The organism is Zunongwangia profunda SM-A87 (assembly GCF_000023465.1).
Lineage (GTDB): Bacteria > Bacteroidota > Bacteroidia > Flavobacteriales > Flavobacteriaceae > Zunongwangia > Zunongwangia profunda.
Map to the genome: position 1 here is coordinate 4,121,297 of NC_014041.1, position 26,465 is coordinate 4,147,761.

The 26,465-nt window shown below is 36.8% G+C and carries 29 protein-coding genes; 13 read left to right on the forward strand and 16 right to left on the reverse strand.

The window, feature by feature from the left end:
* Positions 1-4: 4 nt before the first annotated feature.
* From ZPR_RS18035 to mraZ, 5 genes are read right to left on the reverse strand one after another with little or no spacing between them, the layout of a single operon-like run.
* Complete coding sequence (locus ZPR_RS18035; RefSeq protein WP_041579073.1) at positions 5-1,471, reverse strand: UDP-N-acetylmuramoyl-L-alanyl-D-glutamate--2,6-diaminopimelate ligase; 1,467 nt, start codon at positions 1,469-1,471, stop codon at positions 5-7.
* On the reverse strand, positions 1,468-3,459 hold the full coding sequence (locus tag ZPR_RS18040) for a penicillin-binding protein (RefSeq protein WP_041579074.1): 1,992 nt from the start codon (positions 3,457-3,459) through the stop codon (positions 1,468-1,470). The genes ZPR_RS18035 and ZPR_RS18040 overlap by 4 nt, the downstream gene beginning before the upstream one ends.
* Before the next feature lie 9 nt (positions 3,460-3,468).
* Positions 3,469-3,786: an FtsL-like putative cell division protein gene (locus ZPR_RS18045; protein ID WP_013073204.1), complete on the reverse strand. Its 318-nt coding sequence runs from the start codon at positions 3,784-3,786 to the stop codon at positions 3,469-3,471.
* A gap of 16 nt (positions 3,787-3,802) precedes the next feature.
* A complete protein-coding gene (rsmH, locus tag ZPR_RS18050; protein ID WP_013073205.1) occupies positions 3,803-4,699 on the reverse strand; it encodes a 16S rRNA (cytosine(1402)-N(4))-methyltransferase RsmH in 897 nt (298 codons plus the stop codon).
* Positions 4,686-5,159 carry a division/cell wall cluster transcriptional repressor MraZ gene (gene mraZ, locus ZPR_RS18055; RefSeq protein WP_041579077.1) on the reverse strand — a complete coding sequence of 158 codons (474 nt, stop codon included), beginning with the start codon at positions 5,157-5,159 and terminating at the stop codon, positions 4,686-4,688. The genes rsmH and mraZ overlap by 14 nt, the downstream gene beginning before the upstream one ends.
* Before the next feature lie 291 nt (positions 5,160-5,450).
* Between mraZ and ZPR_RS18060 the strand changes: the two genes are divergently transcribed.
* The 3 genes from ZPR_RS18060 (at position 5,451) to ZPR_RS18070 (ending at position 7,621) form a co-directional block, all read left to right on the forward strand.
* Positions 5,451-6,215, forward strand: coding sequence for an alpha/beta fold hydrolase (locus tag ZPR_RS18060; protein ID WP_013073207.1), 765 nt, complete (start codon positions 5,451-5,453; stop codon positions 6,213-6,215).
* Positions 6,216-6,225: 10 nt separating this feature from the next.
* Positions 6,226-6,828, forward strand: coding sequence for a ribosome biogenesis GTP-binding protein YihA/YsxC (yihA, locus tag ZPR_RS18065; protein ID WP_013073208.1), 603 nt, complete (start codon positions 6,226-6,228; stop codon positions 6,826-6,828).
* Positions 6,829-6,943: 115 nt separating this feature from the next.
* On the forward strand, positions 6,944-7,621 hold the full coding sequence (locus ZPR_RS18070; protein ID WP_013073209.1) for a hypothetical protein: 678 nt from the start codon (positions 6,944-6,946) through the stop codon (positions 7,619-7,621).
* Here the strand turns inward: ZPR_RS18070 and ZPR_RS18075 are convergent, their stop codons facing one another.
* From ZPR_RS18075 to gldB, 3 genes are read right to left on the reverse strand one after another with little or no spacing between them, the layout of a single operon-like run.
* The gene (locus ZPR_RS18075; RefSeq protein ID WP_013073210.1) at positions 7,622-7,984 is read right to left on the reverse strand and encodes a hypothetical protein; all 363 of its coding nucleotides are present in this window, start codon (positions 7,982-7,984) and stop codon (positions 7,622-7,624) included. It abuts the gene before it with no gap.
* Between the two features lie 3 nt (positions 7,985-7,987).
* Complete coding sequence (gene gldC, locus ZPR_RS18080; RefSeq protein WP_013073211.1) at positions 7,988-8,326, reverse strand: gliding motility protein GldC; 339 nt, start codon at positions 8,324-8,326, stop codon at positions 7,988-7,990.
* Positions 8,326-9,288, reverse strand: a complete 963-nt coding sequence (gene gldB / locus ZPR_RS18085) for a gliding motility lipoprotein GldB (protein ID WP_013073212.1) — start codon at positions 9,286-9,288, stop codon at positions 8,326-8,328. The genes gldC and gldB overlap by 1 nt, the downstream gene beginning before the upstream one ends.
* 109 nt (positions 9,289-9,397) lie before the next feature.
* Between gldB and nadE the strand changes: the two genes are divergently transcribed.
* Both nadE and ZPR_RS18095 read left to right on the forward strand, forming a co-directional pair.
* Complete coding sequence (gene nadE / locus ZPR_RS18090; protein WP_013073213.1) at positions 9,398-10,189, forward strand: NAD(+) synthase; 792 nt, start codon at positions 9,398-9,400, stop codon at positions 10,187-10,189.
* A 99-nt stretch (positions 10,190-10,288) separates the two neighbouring features.
* Positions 10,289-10,930, forward strand: coding sequence for a response regulator (locus tag ZPR_RS18095; RefSeq protein ID WP_013073214.1), 642 nt, complete (start codon positions 10,289-10,291; stop codon positions 10,928-10,930).
* Here ZPR_RS18095 and dnaG read toward each other — a convergent pair.
* The 4 genes from dnaG to ZPR_RS18115 all read right to left on the reverse strand — a co-directional run bounded on the left by dnaG (position 10,927) and on the right by ZPR_RS18115 (position 15,560).
* Positions 10,927-12,909 carry a DNA primase gene (gene dnaG, locus ZPR_RS18100; RefSeq protein ID WP_041580105.1) on the reverse strand — a complete coding sequence of 661 codons (1,983 nt, stop codon included), beginning with the start codon at positions 12,907-12,909 and terminating at the stop codon, positions 10,927-10,929. The genes ZPR_RS18095 and dnaG overlap by 4 nt on opposite strands.
* Before the next feature lie 97 nt (positions 12,910-13,006).
* Complete coding sequence (locus ZPR_RS18105; protein ID WP_013073216.1) at positions 13,007-14,092, reverse strand: porin family protein; 1,086 nt, start codon at positions 14,090-14,092, stop codon at positions 13,007-13,009.
* A gap of 90 nt (positions 14,093-14,182) precedes the next feature.
* Entirely contained in the window at positions 14,183-15,013 is an 831-nt protein-coding gene (locus tag ZPR_RS18110) for a hypothetical protein (RefSeq protein WP_013073217.1), read from the reverse strand.
* On the reverse strand, positions 15,000-15,560 hold the full coding sequence (locus ZPR_RS18115) for an RNA polymerase sigma factor (RefSeq protein WP_013073218.1): 561 nt from the start codon (positions 15,558-15,560) through the stop codon (positions 15,000-15,002). The genes ZPR_RS18110 and ZPR_RS18115 overlap by 14 nt, the downstream gene beginning before the upstream one ends.
* A gap of 175 nt (positions 15,561-15,735) precedes the next feature.
* Here ZPR_RS18115 and rluF point away from each other — a divergent pair, with 175 nt between their 5' ends.
* From rluF to ZPR_RS18140, 5 genes are all read left to right on the forward strand, one after another.
* A complete protein-coding gene (gene rluF, locus ZPR_RS18120) occupies positions 15,736-16,572 on the forward strand; it encodes a 23S rRNA pseudouridine(2604) synthase RluF (RefSeq protein WP_013073220.1) in 837 nt (278 codons plus the stop codon).
* A gap of 62 nt (positions 16,573-16,634) precedes the next feature.
* On the forward strand, positions 16,635-16,871 hold the full coding sequence (locus ZPR_RS18125; protein WP_013073221.1) for a DUF7218 family protein: 237 nt from the start codon (positions 16,635-16,637) through the stop codon (positions 16,869-16,871).
* A gap of 1 nt (position 16,872) precedes the next feature.
* Positions 16,873-17,295 (forward strand): VOC family protein, encoded by a 423-nt coding sequence (locus ZPR_RS18130; protein ID WP_013073222.1) that lies wholly within the window; start codon positions 16,873-16,875, stop codon positions 17,293-17,295.
* 35 nt (positions 17,296-17,330) lie between these two features.
* Positions 17,331-18,350 carry an AI-2E family transporter gene (locus tag ZPR_RS18135; protein ID WP_013073223.1) on the forward strand — a complete coding sequence of 340 codons (1,020 nt, stop codon included), beginning with the start codon at positions 17,331-17,333 and terminating at the stop codon, positions 18,348-18,350.
* Positions 18,351-18,458: 108 nt separating this feature from the next.
* Positions 18,459-18,857, forward strand: a complete 399-nt coding sequence (locus tag ZPR_RS18140; protein ID WP_013073224.1) for a YkvA family protein — start codon at positions 18,459-18,461, stop codon at positions 18,855-18,857.
* A 69-nt stretch (positions 18,858-18,926) separates the two neighbouring features.
* On the opposite strand, the gene ZPR_RS18145 is transcribed toward ZPR_RS18140, so the two are convergent.
* The 3 genes from ZPR_RS18145 to argS all read right to left on the reverse strand — a co-directional run bounded on the left by ZPR_RS18145 (position 18,927) and on the right by argS (position 23,220).
* Complete coding sequence (locus tag ZPR_RS18145; protein WP_013073225.1) at positions 18,927-19,820, reverse strand: bifunctional 5,10-methylenetetrahydrofolate dehydrogenase/5,10-methenyltetrahydrofolate cyclohydrolase; 894 nt, start codon at positions 19,818-19,820, stop codon at positions 18,927-18,929.
* Positions 19,821-19,908: 88 nt separating this feature from the next.
* Entirely contained in the window at positions 19,909-21,237 is a 1,329-nt protein-coding gene (ffh, locus tag ZPR_RS18150) for a signal recognition particle protein (RefSeq protein ID WP_013073226.1), read from the reverse strand.
* Between the two features lie 204 nt (positions 21,238-21,441).
* Entirely contained in the window at positions 21,442-23,220 is a 1,779-nt protein-coding gene (gene argS, locus ZPR_RS18155; RefSeq protein WP_041580106.1) for an arginine--tRNA ligase, read from the reverse strand.
* A 261-nt stretch (positions 23,221-23,481) separates the two neighbouring features.
* On the opposite strand from argS, the gene ZPR_RS18160 reads away from it, so the two are divergent.
* Both ZPR_RS18160 and ZPR_RS18165 read left to right on the forward strand, forming a co-directional pair.
* A complete protein-coding gene (locus ZPR_RS18160; RefSeq protein ID WP_013073228.1) occupies positions 23,482-23,907 on the forward strand; it encodes a hypothetical protein in 426 nt (141 codons plus the stop codon).
* A gap of 174 nt (positions 23,908-24,081) precedes the next feature.
* Positions 24,082-24,717 (forward strand): MarC family protein, encoded by a 636-nt coding sequence (locus ZPR_RS18165; RefSeq protein WP_013073229.1) that lies wholly within the window; start codon positions 24,082-24,084, stop codon positions 24,715-24,717.
* Between the two features lie 6 nt (positions 24,718-24,723).
* On the opposite strand, the gene ZPR_RS18170 is transcribed toward ZPR_RS18165, so the two are convergent.
* Positions 24,724-24,927, reverse strand: a complete 204-nt coding sequence (locus ZPR_RS18170) for a hypothetical protein (RefSeq protein ID WP_013073230.1) — start codon at positions 24,925-24,927, stop codon at positions 24,724-24,726.
* An 83-nt stretch (positions 24,928-25,010) separates the two neighbouring features.
* Between ZPR_RS18170 and ZPR_RS18175 the strand changes: the two genes are divergently transcribed.
* On the forward strand, positions 25,011-26,456 hold the full coding sequence (locus ZPR_RS18175) for an SDR family oxidoreductase (protein ID WP_013073231.1): 1,446 nt from the start codon (positions 25,011-25,013) through the stop codon (positions 26,454-26,456).
* Positions 26,457-26,465 lie beyond the last annotated feature (9 nt).

Sequence of the window (26,465 nt, forward strand, 5' to 3'; positions counted from 1 at the left end):
GGCATTACTTTTTTAGCTGTTTTAAAAATTCACTCACTATCTTATAATCGTCAAAATCATGTTTTTGACCGTTCACTTCCTGATAGGTTTCATGACCTTTCCCTGCGATTAATATGATATCATTGGCTTGTGCCATTTGGCAAGCGGTTTTAATGGCTTGTTTTCTATTGCTTATTGAAACTGTTTTATTAAAATTCTGAGGCTCCACCCCTTTTTCTATCTCTTCAATAATAGCATCTGCATCTTCAGTTCTTGGATTATCACTGGTAAAAATCACTTTGGAACTTAATGCCGAAGCAATATGCCCCATTTTTGGTCTTTTAGTACGATCCCTGTCACCTCCACAGCCTACAACCGTAATCAGTTCTTCATTTTTGGTTCTAATTGCATTAATGGTGTCCAGTACATTTTTTAATGCATCTGGTGTATGCGCATAGTCCACTATTGCCGTAATTTTTTCTTCGGGAGAGATAAAGTACTGGAAACGACCATTAACAGAATGGAGTTCACTGATGAATTTCAGGTTTTCTAAAGTTTCTAATCCTAATAATTCCGCAGCGGCGTAAATCGCCAAAATATTATAAGCATTAAAACTCCCTATTAGTCTTGACCAAACTTCCTGATCGTTGATTTTAAGTAATAATCCGGTAAATTGATTTTCGAGGATTTGTGCTTTATAGTCCGCGTAATTCTTTAACCCGTAGGTATACTGCTTAGCTTTGGTATTTTGAAGCATAACCTCTCCATTCTTATCATCTACATTTGTTAACGCAAATGCTGATGCCGGTAACTCGTCAAAGAACCGCTTTTTCACATCGCGATATTCCGCAAAACTGGAATGATAGTCTAAATGATCATGACTAAGATTGGTAAAAATCCCTCCGGCAAAGACTAAGCCCGTGGTACGATGCTGGTCAATCCCATGAGAACTTACTTCCATAAAGCAATATTCCACACCTTCTTCGTTCATTTCAGCTAAATAATGATTGATGGTTAACGAATCTGGTGTTGTTCTCTCGGCATCATAAAATGTCTCGCCCACCATTACTTTTACTGTAGAAAGTAAGCCTACTTTAAAACCTGCTTTGGTAAATAAATCATACAATAAAGTGGCGATAGTCGTTTTCCCATTGGTACCGGTAACGCCAACCAATTTTAGTTTATCTGAAGGATTTTCATAGAAATTGGCTGCCATATAGGCCAGCGCTTCCTTAGAATTTGCTACCTGTACATAAGTAACGCCATTTACAATATCATTTGGAAGCTTTTCGCAAATAATTACCAAAGCTCCCTGGTTAATGGCTTTTTCTATAAAATCATGTCCGTTGGAAACGCTACCCGTAATTGCTACAAAAACATCATTCATTTCAACTTTTCTCGAGTCAAAATGAATATTCTTGATCGCAACTGCGGTATTTCCTACCACAGATTCCATACTTACCTTATATAATATATCCTTAAGTATTATCAACTTAATTTCAGATTTACTTTTTGGTTACTTTTTATTTTTTGTCCAGCGGTGATCGACTGACTTTTAACAATCCCATCACCATTAACCTGCACTTTTAAACCTAGATTCTCTAAAAGCGGAATAGCATCCATTGCCGGCATCCCTTTTACATTGGGCATAAGTACTTTTTCGTTCTGAACCTTGGTATAATATTTTTCAAAATCCTTTTCTACCGCTTCGCTTTCTACTTCTAAAGAAGGAAGCTCATCCATAATTGGCGTATCGGTATAAATTTTTTGCGCTATTCTTTTAAAAACCGGTGCTGCTACGGTGTTCCCGTAATAGCCCTTGCTTCGATTTGGTTTATGTATCACGACAATACAGGAGTATTTTGGATTATCGGCAGGAAAATAACCGGCGAAAGAAGCAATATATCTTCCCGGCTCTATCCAGTATTCGGTTTGGCAGGTACCGGTTTTTCCCGCCATCGAAAAATTTGGTGTGTAGATATTAGCGGCTGTACCGCGTTTTACGGTATTTTTCATCATTTCCCGCACTTTCTTTGCCGTCTCTGGAGAACAGATAGCGGGATTCATCACCTCACGCTCCATTTTCACAATGGTTTTATCCCACTCTTTTACTTCTTTTATAAAACGGGGCTTTACCATTTCGCCATCATTGGCTATCGCATTATAAAAAGTTAAGGTTTGTAACGGAGTAACCGCTACACCATAACCAAACGCCATCCAGGGAAGACTTAAACCATTCCATCCCTTATCATCGGGATGTGGAATTCGAGGAGTTCCTTCCCCTTTTATTTCTAAACCAATTTTTCGGGTCACCCCCATATCGTCAAGCCGGTCTACAAATTTGCCGGGATTATTTTTATATCCTTCAGAAATCATTTTTGTGAAAGCCGTATTTGAAGAAACCTCGAAAGCTCTTGCCGCAGAAATTTTACCATAACCTCCATGATGCGAATCCCGCACTGCTCTCCCGTAAAAACGAACCACACCATTCTCTGTATCCACAATCTGGCTCGTATCGATCACTCCATCTTCAAGGGCAGCCACCATCGCCATTAACTTAAATGTAGAACCAGGCTCGTGTGCTTCGTACACCGCATAGTTTCTTTTTTCGTAATATGTACCTTCGTCTGTACGACCAAGATTGGACATCGCTTTGATCTCGCCGGTTGCGGTTTCCATAACGATCACGGTACCATGCTCAGCTTCAAAATCTTCAAGCTGCTTTAACAAAGCATGATGGGCAATATCCTGAATATTCACATCGATGGTAGAAATTACGTCATAGCCATCTCTAGGTTCCACTTCATTATTATCACTAATAGGCTTCCATTGTCCTTTAGCTATTTTTTGCTTTAAACGATGACCATCCGTCCCTCTTAAATAAGGTCCAAAAGCCCCCTCGAGACCTACTCTTGTAAAATACCCTTCCTCATCCTGACGCTCGTAACCCACGGTACGCTCGGCCATTTTACCCAAAGGATGTTCCCTTACCGTCCGTTGCTCCACAATGAGTCCGCCCTTATAGGCTCCCAAATTAAAAATCGGAAAGGTCTTGATCTTCATATATTCAGAATATCCAAGACCGCGGGTGATTAATACGTATCGTTGATTGTGTGCTCTGGCAGTTCTTAATTTATGTACGTAATAAGAAGAGGTATTTCCCAGCATCTTAGCTAACTCTTTAGAAAGCGGTAGCACATTCTCTTCAAAAACTTTATCTGAAACTGTTACCGCATCAAACCTAATATCATATTTAGGTACTGAAGCTGCTAAAAGGCTTCCATTAGAATCATAAAGATTACCACGGTTTGCAGGAATGGTAAAGTTACGATATACACGTTCTTCAGAAAGCTGCTTATAATGCTCCCCTTCTACAAACTGGATATCCATTAGCTTCACAACAACAGCTATTGCAAAGATGAACATACATCCTGCAACGAAATATAATCTGTTTAATATGCCTTTTTCAGTGGTTGCCATACTGCTTAACTACTCGCTAACTTTTACTCTTAATTTATAAGGTGGATTATCTGAAGGGCCAATACCAATTTTCTTCATTTCACTGGTAACGGTAGATTCCATTTTGATTTTCATCAAATTAGAACGTCCTTCTAAAAATTCACTTCGTAATTCTAAAACCTCTTCATGCAATCGTGCAATTTGATGAACTTTACGCTCGGCGCTATGTGAACTGGCGATCATGATAATGGCCAAAACAGTACAGAATACGATAAAACGCCAGTTTTTAAAGGCGTCTTCATTAATTAAAAAATTGGCTTTAAGAATATTGTAAAAACCCTTTTTCATAAATCATTACCGGTTTTTATAGCTTCTTCGCTATTCTTAATTTCGCACTTCGTGCTCTGTTATTTTCACTAATTTCTTGTTTTGAAGGCACAATTAACCCTCCTACTTTTTTAAAAGGCACTGAGATGTTTCCGTAGAAATCTTTTTCTGGCTCTCCTTCAAAAAGCCCGCTTCTTATATATCTTTTTACCAAACGATCTTCTAAAGAGTGGTATGAGATCAAACTAATTCTCCCATTTTTCTCCACTAGGTCTTCCGTTTGAAGTAAAAATTCTTTTAGCACTTCTATCTCCTGATTTACCTCTATACGAATCGCCTGATAGATCTGTGCTAAAATTTTATTTTCTTTCCCTTTAAATAAATGAGGCTTTAAAAGTTCATTTAAATCCTCGCTATTTTCAATTGGTTTGTTTTTACGTTCACTAACAATAATCCTTGCTAGTTTTGGAGCATTTTTTAAATCAGCATATTGATAAAACAAGCTTTTTAATTGCTCTTCGTCATATTCATTAATAACCTGATAAGCGCTAAGCGAATTGCTTTGGTCCATACGCATATCCAACTTTGCATTAAAGCGCGTCGAAAAACCACGTTCAGCTTCATTAAATTGATGAGAGGAAACTCCAAAATCACCTAAAATCCCGTCTACTTTTTTTACACCGTAAAACCTCAAAAATCGCTTTAGAAACCTAAAGTTCTCATTGATGAGTGTAAAACGAGGATCCTCTATTTTGTTTTGCAAAGCATCGGTATCCTGATCGAAAGCAAAAAGCTTCCCATGCTCGCCAAGCCTTTTTAAAATTTCCCTGGAGTGACCACCGCCACCAAAAGTAACATCTACATACACGCCATCGGGTTTGATATTCAAACCGTCTACAGACTCTTTTAATAATACCGGATTATGATACTCCATCAACATCGAAATCGTCATTTCCCATTACCTCTTCTGCCAAATCTGCAAAATCATCGCTTGCAGCCTCGATTGCTTCTTCGTACTTATCTTTATCCCAAATTTCTACAATATTAATTGCCGAAGACAATACGATTTCTTTCGTAATACCAGCAAAACCAATAAGGTCTTTTGGGATAAGCAACCTGCCATTCCCATCTACCTCTACGGTTTTTACGCCAGCTGTGAACCGTCGGATAAAGTCGTTGTTTTTCTTTTTAAAGCGATTAAGTTTGTTCATTCGTTGCATCAGTTTATTCCACTCTTCCATGGGATACAACTCTAAACAATGCTGAAAGACAGCTCTTTTAATCACAAAACCTTCCTGAAGCATAGGCATAAGTTGTTTTTTAAGGGCTGAAGGCACCATTAGCCTACCCTTAGTGTCCACTTTACACTCATATGTTCCAATAAGATTTACCACAAATTTGCTTTACAAAGTCAAATATATTGAAAATATTACCACTTTTTACCACATCTTACCACTTTGTTGATAAGTTTTCACAGCGTATTTCACTGAAACACTATTAAATAGCGCTATTCTCTTCGGTTCCAAGAGTTTATTTTATCCGCTTAAATTTGTGTTAAAATTCCCACTTCTTAATTGCTTTAATAAATATTATCTAAAAGCGGGAATCACTTTGCTATTACGTAAAAATGATTATACTTGTAATGAAATCGCTATATTTGCGATTGCTAACCGCAAAGGGTATCAATGAAAAATAATTTAAGGAAAGAGGGAAAATTCACATATTTAGAGATAGGCGAAGGAACTCCGATAGTTATTTTACACGGACTTATGGGTGGCCTTAGTAATTTTGACGGAGTGGTAGATTATTTCCCTTCTAAAGGATACAAAGTTTTAATCCCAGAACTTCCGCTTTATTCTATGTCCCTTCTTAAAACAAGTGTTGGAACTTTCGCAAAATATTTAAAGGAGTTTGTAGATTTTAAGGATTTAAACAAAGTTATTCTGTTAGGAAATTCCCTGGGTGGGCATATCGCTCTTTTAACCACTAAACTTTATCCTGAAATTGTAAAAGGTCTTGTAATTACTGGAAGCTCTGGTCTTTACGAAAATGCCATGGGCGAAAGTTATCCACGTCGTGGTGATTACGATTTCATTAAGAAGAAGGCTCAAAATGTATTTTACGATCCTGCTGTGGCAACCAAAGAAATTGTAGATGATGTTTACGAAACTGTGAGCGATCGCAATAAACTGGTAAAGACACTGGCCATTGCTAAAAGTGCTATTAGGCATAATATGGCAAAAGATTTACCAAAAATGACAACACCTACCTGCATTATCTGGGGAAAAAACGATAATGTTACTCCACCGGAAGTCGCGGAAGATTTTCATAGACTATTACCAGACTCTGATCTGTATTGGGTAGATAAATGTGGACATGCAGCTATGATGGAACACCCAGATCTTTTTAACGAGTTATTATGTGACTGGTTAACGAAAAGAAATTTCTAAAAATTAAATCATGAAGATTAACACTGCTGAATTTGTAGTTAGCAACTCGAAAGTTGCTAAGTGCCCCAACAGCCCATTACCGGAATATGCTTTTATTGGCCGTAGTAATGTGGGGAAATCTTCATTAATCAATATGCTTACCGGCCGGAAGAATCTGGCAAAAACCTCGGCAAAACCGGGGAAAACCCAGCTTATCAATCATTTTTTGATCAATAAAAACTGGCACCTCGTTGATCTACCGGGGTATGGGTATGCAAAAGTTTCTAAATCTGCGAAAAAGGTTTTTCAGAAATTTATCACTAATTATTTCGAAGAACGCAAACAACTGGTCTGCGCTTTTGTATTGATTGACAGTCGCCATAAACCACAACCAATAGATATGGAATTCATGCAATGGCTAGGCGAACACGCGATCCCGTTTTGTATGATTTTCACCAAGGCCGATAAGCTAAAGCCTAAAGAACTTGAAAAAAATATCCTAAATTATCAGGAAGAAATGCTTCAGGTTTGGGAACAAATGCCACACTTTTTTGTAACCTCGTCTACCGCTAAAACAGGTAGCGACGACATTCTGGAATTTATTGAAAACCTGAATAATGAGGTTACCGAGTAAGCTTTACAATTCTTTTTAGCGATTACTGAAAAAGAATATCACAAAATCCCTACACAGAAATTTTACTAATAACTATCCTTGATGTTTAAATATCTAGGGGTTTAATTATTCTATAATGAATAACTCTTTCTATGTATTCGCTTTTATTGTTATAATACTGCAATCTTGTGCAACTCCCAAGATCACCAGAAGTTATCTCGATGAAAATGGGACAACTATTTCAAAAGAGAAATTTTACAATGAGTGGCGTTATAATGACAATAAGGGAAGATGGGATACACAAAATGGAAATACTATTAAAGCACAATTATCTTTAAAACCTAAAATAGAAACCCTTAAAGGTGATTACCAGTTACTCTCGGTTATCCTTGAAGAATTAAGCCATAAAAGATATCCTGGAAATACCACTTTTTTAATTTCCTACTACTATAAAGACGACCATTGTACTCTAGAAAGCAATAGCAATAATAACAATTGGGGAAAATATAGAGTAAGAGAATTAAAAAAACACTTAGCTCCTCAAAAAAGAGCTCTAGAAAAAAAGTATAAAAATGTCGAGACCTTAGTTATTACTCAGGAAGGTATAAATTTTGAAAGTATAAAAAAACTCGATTATTTATATTCCGATACAAACAATCGAATTTTCAAAAACCTCTTTAGACAGCCCAACCTTTGTGGCAGCTATGCTATTATTAAACCAAACGGTCTTATTTTGATATATAATGGTGAATCTAGATTAGATATTACAGCCAGATTTTTAGAACCAGACATTTGGAATAAACACTTCAAATAATCAAACTCGATTTTCGATAATTTCAATCAATTTTTCTACGGAAGAAATTTTAGCAAATTCTTTCGCAGAAATTAAAACCTCTAGTTCCTCATTTTCCGCAAAAAGTACTACTGGGAATTCAAATCTTAGTAAATATTTTGAAGCAAAAGTTTTAAGAAACTCATCCTTGTGATAAAACTCCATATCGATATTCGATGATATTCGATAGTTTTTCCAGACCTTACTTTCACCGGCCAGGCCATGAGTTACCGCACAAAGCTTACAGGAATAAGTATCTGGATTTAGCACTTTACGAGCAGTATCTAAAACCGAATTCCATATACCCGAATTTGCATTGTAAACAAAGATGAGTTTCTTATTCAAAATTTATTTTTTGGCGATATCTAATTTCTCAGCGAAATAGTCACAAAAATCGCCCATAGTATCAGCCATTTTATCATCCTGAGTTGCTCGATAGTAGGTTTCCTTCATAGAAACTAAAGTTTGATGAAAGAATTTTTTCATTTCATCTACCGGCATTTCTTTTGTCCAAAGGTCGATTCTTAAAGTTTCCTGAGACTTGCTATCCCAAACAGAAAGCATTAAAGCTTTTGCTTCTTCTTTATAAATATTTCCATCTTCGGCACTCCAATAAATTTCTTCAGGAACCTTATTTTCATCGGTTACCACTTCAATATTTATATCAGATTTTTTAAAAGCTGCCATTATTTCTTTGGTTTATAGTTTGCGTTATTAAAAATTGTTTCGGCATCGGCCTGTAGCATTTGTTCAATAGAAACCTCATTTCTACCCATATACGATTTCACCATCTGCCAGCCAATATACTGTCCCAGTCTGTCGGGAGTTTCGGCATCTAATGACAAATAAAATTTAGAAAATGGTGCGGGATATAAAAACCGGGGAGCTAAATTAGAATCGGTATCAAAAATAAGCTCATTATCCACAAAATATCGCCAGATCATTTCTTCATTTGCTTCGGCAAATTGCCACTGTTCTTTTGTATATCCAATTTTTCGCCAATTAGATAACTTAGGAAGCCATATATCTTTAAGATAAAGTAATTTTCCATAGTAGATCATATTCGCTAAAAAAGTCCTTGATTTTGCACGCGGCACATATTTTTCAGCTATACTATTGGCTGCATCCGGCACAATTTGGTCTTTGGTAAAGTTCCGTTTAAAATATTCTACTATCCCAATATAAAATTTGTGATCTTCACCCAGATAGGTATCCAACGAAACAAAAAGATAATCTCCGGTATAAATTGTTTTATTTTTATAATCAACCTCTGAAGTTACCGTAATCACATCAGGCACTTCAAAATCTGGAAAGTAAAATTTTATATGCTGAAAAAGAGCATAAAACTCATCTTCAGATTCACTAAAATCGGGATATTTTTTTTCGACTTCCCTGTTAATCTCAAGTTGAATGGTATCTTTCATTTTATGAATCCATACGCTATCAGGAAACTGTTCTGGAAACAGGTAGGGAAATTCTTCTTTTAACCGTGGCAGTTGCTTTGGCGAAGCTTCAGCAAAAAGCTTATCGAATCTTATAGTTTTAAAATCTACGTTTACTTTCGCTATTTCCTCCTCTCGTTTTGATGCAGAATTGCACGAAATCAGGCTAAGAAATAAAAAAAAGGCAAATAAAATTCTCTTCATCATAAGCTTTTATCAAAAATCACGGGTTTTAGCTTTTGCCCTTTCATTAGTAATGTTTAAGTATTAGATTTGTGTGCAAAGGTATTATTTACAAACTAATTCACCCAAAATTATGCAAACCACAAAAGTAATCGATCACATTGTAAACTGGTTAAAAGACTATGCTAAAAACGCCAAAATGAACGGATTTGTTGTTGGTGTTAGTGGCGGAATAGATTCGGCTGTGACTTCGACACTTTGTGCAAAAACGGGAATGAACGTTTTAGTACTGGAAATGCCTATCCATCAGGATCCTTCGCATGTTAGCCGCGCCCAAAAACATATCGCCTCTCTAAAAGAGCGATTTTCTAACGTAAGCAGTGAGCGTGTAGACCTTACACCGGTTTTTGATAATTTTAGAGACGCTTTGCCCAACGTTGAAGAATCGGCCAATGTAGATCTGAGTCTAGCAAATTCAAGAGCCCGCTTAAGAATGACCACCTTATACTATTTTGCCGGGTTACACAAATACCTAGTTGGTGGCACAGGGAATAAGGTAGAAGATTTTGGGGTTGGCTTTTACACTAAATACGGTGATGGTGGTGTGGATCTTAGCCCAATTGCCGATCTCATGAAAAGTGAAGTATACGCTCTGGGAAAAGAGTTACATGTTATCGAAGATATTATGCTTGCTGCGCCTAGCGACGGTCTATTTGGTGATAGCCGTAGTGACGAAATGCAACTGGGTGCCAGTTATGATGAGTTGGAATGGGCAATGAAAATGCAGGATTCTGGAAAAACCAAAGAAGATTTTGAAGGGAGAGCGCAAGAAGTTTACGCTACCTATATCCGCTTAAATACAGCAAATTCCCATAAAATGAATCCAATCCCGGTATGCGAAATACCTGTTCATCTTAAAAACTAAGCGCTTTATCGAAATTGCGATGAATACAGGCGGTTTATTGACATTATCTCTTAATTTTAGGTTAAAGTATTACTTTAAACAAAGCATAACCATCCCTAAATGAGTACTGTTTTAATCGCGGATCAACATCCTGTAATTGCTGAAAGTATTAAATATATCCTGGAAACCAACGATTTTATAAACGTTATTGGCCAGGTTCTTACCGGCAAAGAATTATTTAAATATCTTGAAAACAGGGCGCCCGATGTATTAATGATCGAGATTGATCTGCCGCAATTGAATGGGATCCATGCGCTACGGCAAATAAAGCAACAATATCCTCATATTAAAATCCTGGTATTTAGTTGTCACCCTGAAGAAATGTACGCACTAAGTGCCATTAAAGCGGGCGCTGCCGGATATATTTCGAAAACAAACCCGGCAGATATTGTGTATAAAGCAATAAAGCAGGTGACCCGTGGCGGAATTTACTTAAACGAAGAAATCACCCAAAAGTTAAATAGCGGCATTTCTAATGGACAAAATCAGATTTCCAGATTTAAGAAGCTTTCTTCCCGGGAGACCGAGGTTTTAAATCTTCTTAGTAGCGGTAAACGAAACAAAGATATCGCTGAAGCTCTTAGTATTAATGAAAAAACGGTAAGCACTTATAAAGCAAGATTGCTAAAAAAATTAGATGCCGATAGCGTTGCAGAGCTTATTACTCAATCCCGACTATTACAAATAAACACGGTTATTTAACTGGTTACCCTGTTTAGTTTTTCTTCGATAGTTTTACGAAGCTGAATATAATCCATAATTTCTTCCAGCTTTTCTGAATTATCAACCTCAGCATTCAGCTCGGTAATCGAACTTTGCAGTTCTTTTATTTTACTCATTAATAAATGACGCCTAAAATTCAGTATGGTTTCCGAAACCAAACGATCGATTTGCTCATTTTTAGATTTCACAGGAATATCCTGACGCATCCAGTCACTTAGCTGATATTGCTCCTCGGCCATTAAAATATCGGTAACAATAGCCGATTTTTCTGGTGGGATTTCACTAACAAACTTCTCGATAATCAGCTTCTCCTCGCGGTTATAATATTCGATCAAATGCTCATAAATCGCTCTAAAATCAGGATTAGCTAAAGCCACCTCATCTTCCTGTAAGTCTAAATAGATCTTTCGCGATACCTTTCGTTCTACATGGGCGCTTTTTAAAACCGGCTCTCCAGATTCATCGGCTTCCAGAAACATTTCTTCGAATTCCCGTTTTTCATTCCCATAGAGTAATAACGCGCTTACAATACCTCTTTCCAATACATGTAATTCATCTACCCGCCTTATGGTTTGTTGCTCTTGGTTTGGTTGATTATCCCTTACAACCTTAAAGCTCTTTTGGTCTTTTTTCGCCGCTCTCTTTTGATCTTGTTCTCCTTTTTTAGTGAGCTGTGCCAAGGTCGAAAACAATACATCTTCTGAAATGTCCATAATCCTTGAACATTCCTGGAGATACACTTCCTGCTGGATAGTATCAGGAATTTTAGCAATACTACTTACCATATCACGAATAAGAGCTGCCTTTTTCACCGGATCGTTCTTCGCATCTTTCATTAATAAAGATGCCTTAAAACTTATAAAATCGGTTGCATTTTCTGCCAAAAATTCCTTAAGCTGGTCTTCTGATTTTTGTCGGGCAAAACTATCGGGATCCTCACCTTCGGGAAAGGTGCAAACTTTCACATTCATCCCCTGCTCCAGGATCAAATCGATACCGCGCAATGAAGCTCTTATTCCTGCGGCATCACCATCAAAAAGTACGGTGATATTTTTGGTCAAACGACTTATTAACCGAATTTGCTCGGTGGTCAACGCAGTTCCTGAAGAAGACACCACATTCTCTACCCCGCTTTGATGAAACTGGATCACATCAGTATATCCTTCTACCAGGTAGCAATTATCTTCTTTTGCAATGGCCTGTTTGGCATAAGAAATTCCGTAGAGAACCTTACTTTTATGATAAATCTCACTTTCCGGTGAGTTTAGGTATTTTGCTGCTTTTTTATCTGAAGTTAAAATTCGGCCTCCAAAGCCCAAAACCCTGCCCGACATCGAATGAATGGGAAACATCACTCTGCCTTTAAAACGATCGAATTGCCTTTCCCCTTTTACGATAGACAAGCCAGTTTTCTCCAGATAATCGAGCTTATAACCTTCAGCCAAAGCTTCTTTGGTAAAAGCATCCCAATCGTCTAAACAATAGCCAAGCTCAAATTTTTTAATGGTTTCATTGGTAAAACCACGTTCTTTAAAATAACTAAGTCCGATCGCCTGACCGGCATCGGTTTTATGAAGGATCTTCTGAAAATATTTATTGGCAAATTCAGAAACCAGATACATACTTTCACGCTCATTGGCCTGCTCTTTTTGCTCGTCGGTTTGCTGCGTTTCCTCAATTTCGATCCCGTATTTTTTTGCCAGGTATTTAATAGCTTCTGGATAGGTATAATGTTCATGCTCCATTAAAAAAGCCACAACATTACCTCCTTTTCCACTAGAAAAATCTTTCCAAATCTGCTTTACCGGCGATACCATAAAACTAGGTGTACGCTCATCGGTAAACGGACTCAATCCTTTAAAATTTGTGCCCGACTTTTTAAGCTGAACAAAATCCTGAATCACCTCCTCTACCCGGGCGGTTTCGAAAACACTGTCTATGGTACTTTTAGAAATCAAATTTGGATAATTTTTGAAGGTTTTCTTATTTTCAGAAAACAAAAAAGACCTCATCGCATAAGCAACAAGGTCTGCAAAAATACAAATTATATAGTGACTAGTCTACATCAAATCTTAAGCCTAAAGAGAAATTATTAAGCTCTGTATTTGGACTGGAAAATATTGGATTTAAATCGTATTTAGCATAAAGTGCTGTACCTCCAAAACTTAAGTAACCGCTTAAGCCATATACAAGATCATTAGTATTAAAACTGCTTTTATTCTTTTTCTTCTGGTCGTCACCATCATTAAATTTTAGTTTTTGGCGTTCACCAATATTGAATCCACCATATCCCCCAAAGCCAATTTTGAATTTACCCTCAGTAGAATATTTACGATAACCATTGGCTTCTCCTCTTGAGGAAGGCCCGATTTCGAAATGAATAGGCATTACAAGATTATCCATTCTAAATTTTGATTTATCTAAATCGTATTCAAATTCTTCTAATCTTGTGATGTCTCCATCTTGTACAAAGTAGCGATTATCTGTAGGTTTTAATCCGTTTAACTGGAAAGAAAATCCATACTTTACTCTTAACCAATTTGAGTTTTCAAAAACTCTGGTCGTCCAAGCCAGACCAATTTCAAAAAATCGACTTCCTGCTAATTTAAAATCCGAGTCATTTATTGATTGTCCATCCTCCAATGCATTATTAAAACCAAAGGCTAATACTAAATCACTTTTAGTTCTTTTAGTATCTGGATCTTGTAATTCTGTATCATTTATTCGTTTTTTTATATTTAAATCGGCTATTTTTCCATTTTCAGCAAATTCCATTGTCATTAAATAACTACCGTGATATGATGTTGTATCTTCCTGCTCTCTTAGTAAAAGTTCAGCGTTATTTTCTGCAATAGCGATTCGATTTTTAATATTTTCTGCTGCACGCTTTGCTGCTTTTTTCTTTTTTTCTTCGCCTTCTTCTTTAGACAGCTTTCCTTCTCTAACTAAATTATCAATATATCTTATCTCTTTCTCTAAATTATGCTTCTCTTCTTTTGTTGCATTTTCAATGGCTTCTTTTCGGGTTTTTTCTATATTCTCAATTTTCTCTTGTTCTGTGATTTTTTGTTTTTGTGCGTTAACTGTATTAATTGTAAATACCGATAATAAAAAGGCAACATAAATGATAATTGTTTTCATAATAAGTATTAGTTTTTAGTGTCTTGGAGCAACTGCTCTAAAACCGATTGATGAATGACCCGTTTTGGGCGATGATATTTACTGTATTATTTAGTCGAGCGCTACTGCATTTTTAGCTTTAGAATAGCCTTCTTTTAGCAATTGAAAGATCTTATCTCTAAAGGATTTTTCGATTTCCTTTTCGGCTTCAGCTAGTAGGGCTTCTGCACTATATTGATTGCTATATTCTTTTTGATAATTCTCTTGCAAATCGCTTGCCGCAGCCAGCAACAAGGCATTAACCTCAGCATCAGTAATAGAATCTTCGGCATTTGTTTCCAGAGAGCGCAGTACTTCTTCAATTTTATGCTGAATTAAACTCTCATTCTGTGCGATATAATCTTTTTCGGTTTCCGTAGGATTTATAAAATTAGGGTTGATTTTATCGATTTTCGCCATTGATTTTTCAGATGCTTCTGTATTCGCTTCCTTTACCTCTACTTCCGCCAATCCTGTTTTATTATGTACCGAAATACCTTTTTTAAGCTGATTTTGGATAATTTCAGGCTCAGTTTTTTCAGTTTCTTCTTTAATTTCTTCCTTCACTTCTTCCGCAGCAATAGCCGAATTTTTATTTTTTTCTTCGGAAAGAATTCCTGAGTTTTTAGCTGGTTTTGTAATTTCTTCTGAAGTTTTTTCAGTAGGTGTCTCTACAATTTGTTCTTCTATAGTTCCATTTTCAGACTTCAGCATAAAACCTCCTACAGAAATGGCAATTACCAGCAAAGCTGCAATCCCCAACCACCATTTTTTATTCGTTTTTTGTTGATTTTCGTTTTCGTCTAATCGCGCATTAAGCTTTTCCCAACTTCCTGCGGACGGAGAAATACGACGCTCTTCCAACTGCTCCTTTATATGCTCTTCAAATTTAATTGGCGCCATAACCTGTTTCTTTATTCGTTAATTTTTCCTGTAATAATTTTCTCGCTTTAAAAAGCTGAGATTTGGAAGTTCCTTCTGTAATATTCAACATTTCAGCAATTTCCTGATGTTTATACCCTTCTACCGCATACAACACAAAAACCATTTTATAACCTTCAGGCAAATCGTCAATTAACCGCTGAATGTGCGCTACGCTTAATTCTTCATCAATATTATTCGCGCTTTCTGCGTATTTGCTAAATCCATCTTCCTGAAATTCGAGATTCTTTTTCTTCCGAAGAAAACTTATCGCTTCCCTAATCATAATCCTACGAACCCAACCTTCAAAACTTCCCTCAAACTTAAAATCCTTTAAATGGGTAAAGACTTTAAAAAAAGCGCTTAACATCACATCTTCGGCATCGTGTAAATCTCTAATATACTGCCGGCAAACGCTAAGCATTTTCCCCGAATGAATCTCATACAGCTTTTGTTGCGCTTCGCGATTGTTTTGCGCAGCACGTTTTATAAGCTGAGATTCGTTTTTAAAGAGTTGAATTACTTTCACCTGATGATTTTAATAATTGGTGTTTTTTGTTGATCGCTATCTTATCAAAAGACCTTCTATTTACATAGACGCAGAAAAGTTACAAAAGGTTGCCCGGGTTTTAATTTTTTTTGAAAGTTTTTAAATATGGGCATCAATTCTTAATCTTGTATCTTTGCGAAACACTTGTTTTATAATGGCTGAAGAGAATTTAACCCGTATAAATAAATTTTTAAGCGAAGCTGGATATTGTTCCAGAAGAGCTGCAGATAAACTTATCGACCAGGGGCGTGTAACCATAAATGGTGTTGTGCCTGAAATGGGTACAAAGATCGCTCCCGGAGACGAAGTTAAAGTGGATGGTGAATTAATTGCCACAGAAGAAAAAGAGAAGCCAAATGTGTATATCGCATTTAATAAACCTATAGGGATTGTTTGTACAACCGATACAAAACGGGAGAAAAACAATATTATCGATTATATTAATTATCCTGAACGTATTTTCCCTATTGGTCGTTTAGATAAGCCCAGTGAAGGCTTGATTTTTTTAACTAGTGATGGCGATATCGTCAATAAAATTTTACGTGCCCGTAACAACCACGAAAAGGAATATATTGTAAAGGTGAATAAACCTCTTCAGCCCGACTTCGTAAAAAAAATGAGCAAGGGTATACCCATTTTGGACACGGTGACCAGAGAATGTTTTGTAGAGCAAACCGGTGAAAACGAGTTCAGAATAATCTTAACGCAAGGGCTTAACCGCCAAATTAGACGCATGTGCGAATATTTAGGCTATGCAGTAACCAAACTTAAGCGTATTAGGATTATGAATGTTCCTTTAGATATTCCTGTTGGAAAATGGCGCCATCTCACCAAGGCAGAACTTAAGGAAATCGACCGTTTAGTAAATACTTCTTCTAAAACCGAGGAAGCTTCGCAGCTTTCCGAAAACAATGACAATAAAATAGCGAAACCAAAAGGAATTAAACCTAAAAATCCAAATAAGCACAAAAGACCTCGCAAAAAATCTTAACAGAGAATTAGCGAAAAACCTGATTTGAATCGCGTTTATCTTCCTATTTTTAATAGAAAAATATGGCGAAACGTGTAAAAAATCAGGAACAGTACGAAGCCTTAAGGGATCAGGGGTATAGTAAAGAAAAGTCGGCCAGAATTGCTAATACTGAAAATTCTGGAAAAAAAGGTGGCGCAGCTGAGAAATATGAAGACCGTACTAAAGAAGATCTATACCAACAGGCTAAAAAAGTAGGTATAGAAGGACGCTCTAAAATGACGAAAAACGAACTGATAAAAGCATTAAGAAATAACTAATATGAAAGTACAACCATTTCATCTGGCCATACCTGTTTATGATTTAAAATCCTGTAGAAAATTTTATGGGGAAACTTTAGGCTGTGGTGAAGGCCGTAGCAGTGATCACTGGGTAGATTTTAATTTTTTTGGACATCAGCTCGTTATACATTATAAACCAAAAGAAGAAATTGCCGGAGAACACAGCAATCCGGTAGATGGCAAAGATGTACCTGTACCACATTTTGGGGTGGTATTAGAATGGAAGGTATTTCAGGAATTTTCGAAATTATTAGCCTCTAAAAATATCGATTTTATAATCGAACCTTATATTAGGTTTGAAGGTCAGGTTGGTGAGCAAGCCACTATGTTTTTTAAAGATCCCTGCGGGAATGCACTTGAATTTAAATCTTTTAAAAACATGGATCAGCTTTTCGCAAGCTAACCTAGAAAAACAACAACTACTAATCAAATCTATATATGAATAAATTAAGACCAGCTCTGGTACGGCAGATTTTTGTCTTATTGCTTATTCTTTTTTTAGGAATTTTAATCTTCCGTGAACTGGTTCCCTATTTAACCGGGATATTAGGAGCTATAACGCTATACGTGTTAATGGCCAGTTGGATGGAAAAACTACTTAAAAAAGGTTGGAAGCCATCTGTTGCTGCCGGTGTACTCATGTTTGGTTCGTTTATAGGTATACTTATTCCTGTAAGCGGAATTATTATCATGCTTACTTCAAAAATTGGAAAAGCAGTGAATAATTCTGAAATGGTGGTTTCGGCAATAAAAAAACAGTTACAGCATCTGGAAGAATATGTAGGTTACGACATCACTGGCGCGATAGATACCTCTGCAATATCTGGCTGGGTATCAGAAAAACTCCAGAATTTGGCAGGAGGAACTTTTAATGTGTTTGTGGCAGTAGGTTTAATGTATTTTATGCTCTATTTTATGCTGATAAACCGGGAGAAAATGAAGACGGCACTTATAGACTATATTCCTCTTGGAAAAGCAAATTTAAGTACTATCGCTAAAGAGAGTAATTTACTGGTAAAATCTAATGCTCTTGGGATTCCTTTAGTAGCTTTTGTACAAGGTTTAATTGCACTTATTGGATATCTTGTTTTAGGGGTTCCAGATCCGTTTTTTTGGTTTGGTATCACCGCAATTGGCTCTATGATTCCTTTTATTGGCACGGCCATAGGTATTGCCCCAACCACCATACTTTTATTTGCCGATGGACAAAACTGGCAAGGTGTGGCCCTTCTTATCTATGGTATTGTAGTAGTAGGATCTACAGATAATTTAATTAGAATAATGGTTTTAGATCGATTGGCCAAAGTACACACCTTAATAACGTTGGTGGGAGTGATTGTAGGAGTGCAAATATTTGGCTTTATAGGATTAATATTTGGTCCTTTACTGGTGTCGTTATTTTTACTAATTCTGAAGATCTATAAAAAAGAGTATGGTAACGAAAATGATCGATTATAAATCAAGGACCACCAAATAGAGCTGATTCTAACAACACGAAATTTAAAAAAAGACCTGGAAATTAACCCCTTTATAAAAAATTAAAACTAACTTATAACAACTAAAAATATGTTCAGCAAAAAGAAAAAAGAAGTTAACGAAGAGTACTTTAAAGAAGGAGTGGTAAGTGTTGACGAAGGCGATGTAGAACTTGCTGCTGAATCGCAGGAAGAAGTAGCTGATAAGATCATCAATTCTGGTATGCTTAAAAAATATACCGAAATTGGTAAATTAATGTATGCGATGCTTAACGATTATAGAAAAGGAATTTATAAAGACATCCCATGGTTTACCATTGCGGCGATAGCCTTTTCTTTTTTATATATTCTAAATCCTTTAGATGTTGTTCCGGATTTTATCCCGGGATTAGGATACATTGATGATTTTGCTATCATAACCTTTGCTATTCGGTTTATAGAATCCGATATTCATAAATATTTAGATTATAAACTGGAAGAAACTAAATAGTTAAAAAAAATTAGTACATAAAAAAGCCCGCAATTTGCGAGGCTTTTTTTATATAATTTAGAAGTAATCTTATTTCTCTTTTTTTCTTAAACGGTGGCGCTCCCTTGCCAGTAAGGTATTTTTTAGCAACATAGAAACCGTCATTGGCCCTACTCCGCCAGGAACCGGAGTGATATAGGAAGCTCGTTTACTTACATTTTCAAAATCTACATCCCCCTTAATAATGTATCCTTTTTCAGTACTATCATCTGGAACCCTTGTAATCCCTACATCGATAATCACAGCATCGTCTTTAATCATTTCTCCTTTTAAGAAATCCGGAATACCTACAGCGATGATAATAATATCAGCCTGAGAAGTAATTTGAGTAATATTCTTGGTAAACTCATGGGTTAGGGTTACTGTCGAATTCCCAGGGAAACCACTTCTTCCCATCAAGATACTCATTGGGCGGCCTACGATATAACTTCTACCAATCACCACGGTATGTTTTCCTTTAGTTGGAATATCGTAACGTTCCAATAGTTCTAAGATCCCAAAAGGTGTTGCCGGAATAAAAGTCGTCATATCCAACGCCATTTTACCAAAGTTGGTTGGATGAAACCCATCCACATCTTTATCTGGATCTACTGCATTTAAAACTTTTTGCGTATCGATTTGAGGGGGTAATGGCAATTGAACGATAAAGCCATCAATATCATCATTTTGGTTAAGCTCCTCAATCTTATCTAAAAGTTCGATTTCACTAATCGTCGAAGACATTCTAAAAAGAGAAGATTCAAAACCTACTCTTTCACAGGCTTTCACTTTACTGTTTACGTACGTTTTACTTGCTCCATCATTACCAACGATGATAGCCGCAAGATGTGGCACTTTTTCACCACGTTGCTTCATTTTTTCGACTTCAGTAGCAATCTCATTTTTGATATCGTTACTTACTTTTTTACCGTCTAAAATTGTCATTATTATATTATAAGCCCCTCCCGACCTCCCCGAGGGGTAGGAGGTTTAAGTTACATATTAAAACTCCCCTTTGGGGTTGGGGGAACAACTAACGCATTCCTTTCATCATGTTCATCATCTGGCGACCACCGCCACCCTGCATCATCTTCATCATTTTACCCATCTGGTTGAATTGCTTCAATAACTGATTCACTTCCTGAACTGAAGTCCCTGAACCTTTTGCAATTCTTTTCTTTCTACTGGAGTTGATGATTTTTGGCGTACTTCTTTCATCTGGCGTCATGGAGTGAATAATCGCTTCAATTCCCTTAAAGGCATCATCATCGATATCAACATCCTTAAGCATCTTACCTGCGCCAGGAATCATTCCAAGAAGATCTTTCATAGATCCCATTTTCTTGATCTGCTGAAGTTGTTTTAAGAAATCATCAAAACCAAAAGCATTTTTAGCGATTTTCTTTTGAAGTTTTCTCGCTTCTTCTTCATCATATTGTTCTTGCGCACGCTCCACAAGAGACACCACATCTCCCATCCCTAAAATTCTATCGGCCATACGAGAAGGATAGAACACATCGATTGCGTCCATTTTCTCACCGGTACCAATAAATTTTATAGGCTTATTTACTACAGATTTAATTGAAATTGCCGCACCACCACGAGTATCACCGTCTAATTTGGTAAGTATTACCCCATCAAAATCCAAACGATCGTTGAAAGCTTTTGCCGTATTTACCGCATCCTGACCAGTCATCGAATCGACCACGAATAAAGTTTCGTGAGGTTCGATAGCAGTGTGAATGTTTGAAATTTCGGTCATCATCGCTTCATCTACAGCAAGACGACCCGCGGTATCGATAATCACCACATTGTGTCCGTTTTCTTTAGCATGCGCTATTGCAGCTTTAGAGATCGCCACAGGATCCTGATTACCTTCATCACTAAAAACCTCAACCCCAAGCTGCTCTCCTACCACATGCAACTGATTGATCGCTGCAGGACGGTACACGTCACAGGCTACTAAAAGCGGCTTTTTGGTTTTTTTATTTTTAAGATAGTTAGCTAGTTTACCAGAAAAGGTAGTTTTACCACTACCCTGTAAACCCGACATTAAAATTACCGAAGGATCACCGCTAAGATTCACACCGGCTGCCTCACCCCCCATAAGATCGGTAAGTTCATCTTTTACCAGTTTCACCATTAACTGTCCTGGCTTTAAAGCTGTTAAAACGTCCTGTCCTAAAGCTTTTTCCTTTACAGTATTGGTAAATTCCTTGGCAATTTTATAGTTAACATCGGCATCAACAAGGGCGCGACGCACCTCTTTAAGGGTTTCTGCAACGTTAACTTCGGTTATTTGTCCATGCCCTTTTAAGACATGTAAGGCACTATCTAACTTATCACTTAAATTATCAAACATATGCTTTCCTGTAGTTTAAGATTTCCGTCATTGTGATAACGGGTTTGCAAATTTAATGATTTGGTAGTGAAGTGAAAAGTTTTTTATCCTGACTAATTACTTTTCAATTAATTTTATGCCGAAGTTTTAAATAACTATCAAAAACAAGGGCTGAAATTGTACAATTTCAGCCCTTGTTTTTTAGTTCTATTTTAAAATTTCAGTCTACATTCTATCGGGTACCTGGATGCCTAGTAATCCAAACGAACTTTTAATGATATTGGCTACCATTTTAGAAAGCTGTGTTCTTAATTGTCTTTCCATATCCTTTTCGGCTCCAAGAATAGATACATTTTGGTAAAAGGAATTAAATTCTTTTACTAAATCGTAGGTATAATTGGCAATTAGCGCCGGACTATGATTTTCGGCTGCTAACTGGATGGTTTCCGGATACAGCTGAATTTGTTTTATAAGTTCTTTTTCTTTATTCTGAAGTTCGTACTCGCTTACCAGTTGAGATTCGTATTCAAAATCAGCTTTTCTTAATATCGACTGAATCCTGGCGTGGGTATACTGAATAAACGGACCAGTATTCCCCTGAAAATCTACCGATTCCTCTGGGTTAAATAAGATTCGTTTTTTAGGATCTACTTTTAAAATATAGTATTTAAGCGCTCCTAAACCAATCATTTTATAGAGCTCTTCTTTCTCTTCTTCACTTAAGCCGTCTAGCTTTCCTAATTCTTCAGAAATAGTTCTGGCCGTTTCCGTCATTTCCTGAATAAGATCATCAGCATCCACCACAGTTCCTTCCCTACTTTTCATTTTTCCGCTAGGTAGATCTACCATCCCGTAGCTTAAATGATATAAATAATCTGCCCAGGCAAAACCTAGTTTTTTAAGAATTAAGAATAACACTTTAAAGTGGTAGTCCTGCTCATTCCCAACGGTGTACACCATTCCGTTTATGGCAAAATCTTCTACTCGTTGTATAGCGGTACCTATATCCTGGGTCATATAAACTGCGGTACCATCACTACGCAATACGATCTTTTCATCCAAACCTTCATCGGTAAGATCGATCCAAACGCTACCGTCTTCTTTTCGGTAAAAAACGCCATCTTCCAAACCTTGGTTCACCACATCTTTACCTAAAAGATAGGTATCACTTTCGTAATAATTTTTATCGAAATCTACGCCAAGGGCGCTATAAGTTTCTTCAAAACCATCGTAAACCCACTGATTCATGGTTTTCCAAAGTTTTACTACTTCTGCATCACCAGCTTCCCATTTACGAAGCATTTCTTTAGCTTCTACTAAAATTGGAGCTTCAGCTTTTGCTTCTTTTTCAGATTTACCTTCGGCTATTAACTTTTCGATTTCAGCTTTATACTCCTGATCGAACTTCACATAATAATTACCAACCAGCTTATCCCCTTTTAAACCCGTAGATTCTGGTGTTTCTCCATTTCCGAAGCGTTGCCATGCGAGCATCGATTTACAGATATGGATACCACGGTCATTAATAATCTGGGTTTTGTAGACTTCATTACCGGCAGCTTCTAAAATTTCGGCTACAGAAAAGCCTAATAAATTATTTCGAATATGCCCAAGATGGAGTGGTTTATTGGTGTTTGGCGAAGAATATTCTACCATGATTTTTCTGGGATCTTCAAGCTCTTTTACAAAACCATAATCGGGATCGTTTTTAATCTCGTTGAAGAAATCAAGGTAATAGGCATCGTTTAGCAGGATATTCAAAAATCCCTTTACAACATTAAAACGGCTAACGATGGTTACATTTTCCTGAAGATATTTTCCAATATCTTCCCCTAGTTTCACGGGATTTGTTTTTACCTGCCTTAACATAGGGAAGCAAACTATGGTAACATCACCTTCAAAGTCTTTTCTTGTTGGCTGAAATTCTACCGTTTCTAAAGTTACATCGTAAATATTTTGCACTGCTTCTTTTACGTAGCCAGTCAGCATTTCCTGAATATTCATCATTTCTAGTTTTTCACTCACTTCGTGAGATTAAAATTTTTTAAATCCTGAAAAGTTTAATACTTGTTTACATCGATAAAATTGAAATTTATCAATAATCAGTAAGCATTACAGGACAACCAAAGTAGTTTATTAAAAACGCTGCAAAGATAACAGAAATTGAACTTTAAGCTAAAGCTTGCATAGTAAATCCTTATATTTCAATCAAAGCCCAATGTTTATTCCTTAACTCAAAGAAGTTTCTTATCTTAAAAGAAAAAAATGCTCCTGAATGTTTCTTATAACAATCCCGACATCAAAGAAAAAATAGATCGTGAAGTTGGCAAAACACTTACGCTGGCAGATCGTTTTAAACTTAAAGGCAGTGGCTCGCCAAGGCTCATTATCACCTCTGTAAGCATCGATATTCATAACCTGCTTATTTTAGATAATAACCGAAATACCTGCAACATCGAAATTCGACCTGGCGGAATCATCGTCAGGTTTCGATCTATTTTAGAAACTTTTGCATTGGTAATTCCATTTTGGAAATTAAAAATCTATAAAGGTAAAGCTGAAGAATACTCGATTTACCGGGACCATTATTTTATTAAAGTAGAAGCTAAAGACGACAATGTGCACAAATTTTTTAAAAAGCTTATCGCTTATAAAGAAGATAATGCCCCCACCCGTATTGATGATCTTTGAAAACTAGATGGTTCTCATTTTGAGATTTTAAACTAATCGTTAATTAAATTATTACTTATTGATTATTGAAACTGGCTTAACATTGTATAGCTTGACATTGCTTTTTGGTAATCTAAGCCTAATTTTTATTTAATTTCCAGTGACTGCACTTAGCGCATATTTGCCGAAAAAATTATGGATTTGTTTATCTATGTTTTTGCAGCTTTATTTTCGGTGATCAATCCGCTTGGCACAATCCCAATTTTTGTTGGTTTAACAAAAGAGGATACTGCAAAAGAACGCTCTAAAACTTCGCTTTTAACCGCTATTAATATTTTTGTCATTCTTACCATCTGCTTTTTTAGTGGTCGGTATATTCTACAATTCTTTGGGATCAGTATCGAATCATTACGCATTGCCGGGGGATTAATTATTGTAACTTCCGGTTTTGCTTTGCTTACTGGTTCTTTTTCAAAACATAAAGGAATGAACGAACGAGTAAAGGATGATGCGCAACAACGAGAAGGAATATCTTTAACTCCGCTTGCGATCCCAATGCTGGCAGGACCGGGATCGATTTCACTTTTAATAGGCCTGTACGAAGATTATAGCTTAACTTCAGAAAAATTGATCACGATATTAGCCATTTTTGCTGTATGTCTGTCTACTTTTTTAATGCTTAAAAGCGCTCATTATATCGCTAAATTCTTAGGCGCTTCAGGGATAAACGCCATTTCAAGAATTATTGGATTTATTGTGATCGCGATCGGGATAGAATATATCAGCTCCTCTGTAATGACGGTTTTAGGGATTACCTTCAGTCACCAGTAATATTGTTTAACGTTTACCAAAAGCCAGACCGGCAATAAGCGCCAACAATCCAAAACCCATCATGGCATAGGATTGGGTATTATCGCCTTGTGCTTCAACAGTAATGGGACCGGCTTCTAAAGAAACTTCTGGGGTAATTAAGGTATATAAACCATATCCTATTAATCCTATGCCTATTACTAAAAGTGAGATTTTCAGCACGTTATTCATTTTATAAAGTTTTATTAATCCTAAGGTAAGGTAGTAATTAATATGCTAATTTGAGAATATAACATTTAAAAGAAAACTGCTATATGCGAATCTTACTTACCGGTGCCAATGGCTATATAGGAATGCGATTACTCCCTGAACTTTTAGAACAGGGTCACGAAGTAGTTTGCGCTGTTCGCAATAAAAATAGGTTTTCGAGTAAAGAATTAATCAATCAGGTAGAGATTGTTGAAATTGATTTTTTAGACCTACCTGAAACTCCTGAGAAAATAAAGAATATCGATATTGCCTATTATCTAATCCATTCGATGAGTGGTAACACCAAAAATTTTGATAGCCAGGAAGCTGAAGCTGCTAAAAACTTTAATAAGCTAATGGGCCAGACCAGCGTAAAACAGGTGATTTACCTGAGCGGGATGGTGAATCAGGATAAACTTTCTAAACATTTAAAATCACGTAAAGCGGTTGAGGACACTTTATATAAAGGTAATTTCCACCTAACCGTTTTACGCGCTGCAATTATTGTAGGTTCTGGTAGTTCTTCTTTTGAAATTATAAGAGATCTGTGTGAAAAATTACCCGTTATGATCACACCGCAATGGGTTCGCACCAAATGCCAGCCTACCGCTATTAGAGATGTAATAAAGTTCCTAACCGGTGTTATTGGTCACGAAGAATGCTATGACCAGTCTTTTGATATTGGAGGTCCGGATATTCTGAGTTATAAGGAAATGATGGAGAAATACGCTGAAATTCGCGGCCTAAAGATCTGGATTTTTAGCGTGCCAGTAATGTCCCCCAAACTTTCTTCCTACTGGTTATATTTTGTGACCTCAACATCGTACAAGCTGGCTCAAAACCTGGTGGATAGTATGGAGGTTGAAGTCATCGCACGAGATGATAAATTAGCAAAAATCCTAAACATCGAGACCATTTCTTATAAGGAAGCGATAGAAATGGCGTTTTATAAAATTGAACAAAACCAGGTCATCTCGAGTTGGAAAGATTCATTAAGTAGTGGACGATTTAAAAAGGAACTCAATAAATATATAAAAGTCCCTATCTACGGTTGCCTGCTGGATAAACAACAAAAGAAAACGGAAAATCCCGAAGAAGCTTTAAAAAGAATTTGGTCTATTGGCGGACTTAACGGCTGGTACTACGGAAACTGGCTCTGGAAAATAAGGGGCTTCATGGATAAAATCGCCGGTGGCGTTGGTTTACGTCGTGGCCGCACACATCCTACAGAACTTGCGCCGGGTGATTCCCTGGATTTTTGGCGGGTGCTTTTAGCCGATAAGGAAGAAAAACGTTTATTGCTTTTTGCTGAAATGAAAGTTCCCGGGGAAGCCTGGCTGGAGTTTTGTATCGATGAAGATAACGTGGTCCATCAAACCGCTACTTTTAGACCTAAAGGCCTTATGGGAAGATTATACTGGTATTCTATGTATCCATTTCATTATTTTATATTTGAGGGCATGATTACAAAAATCGCCAACGCCAAACCCAAAAAACAACTCGCTAATTAATTTAAGAAA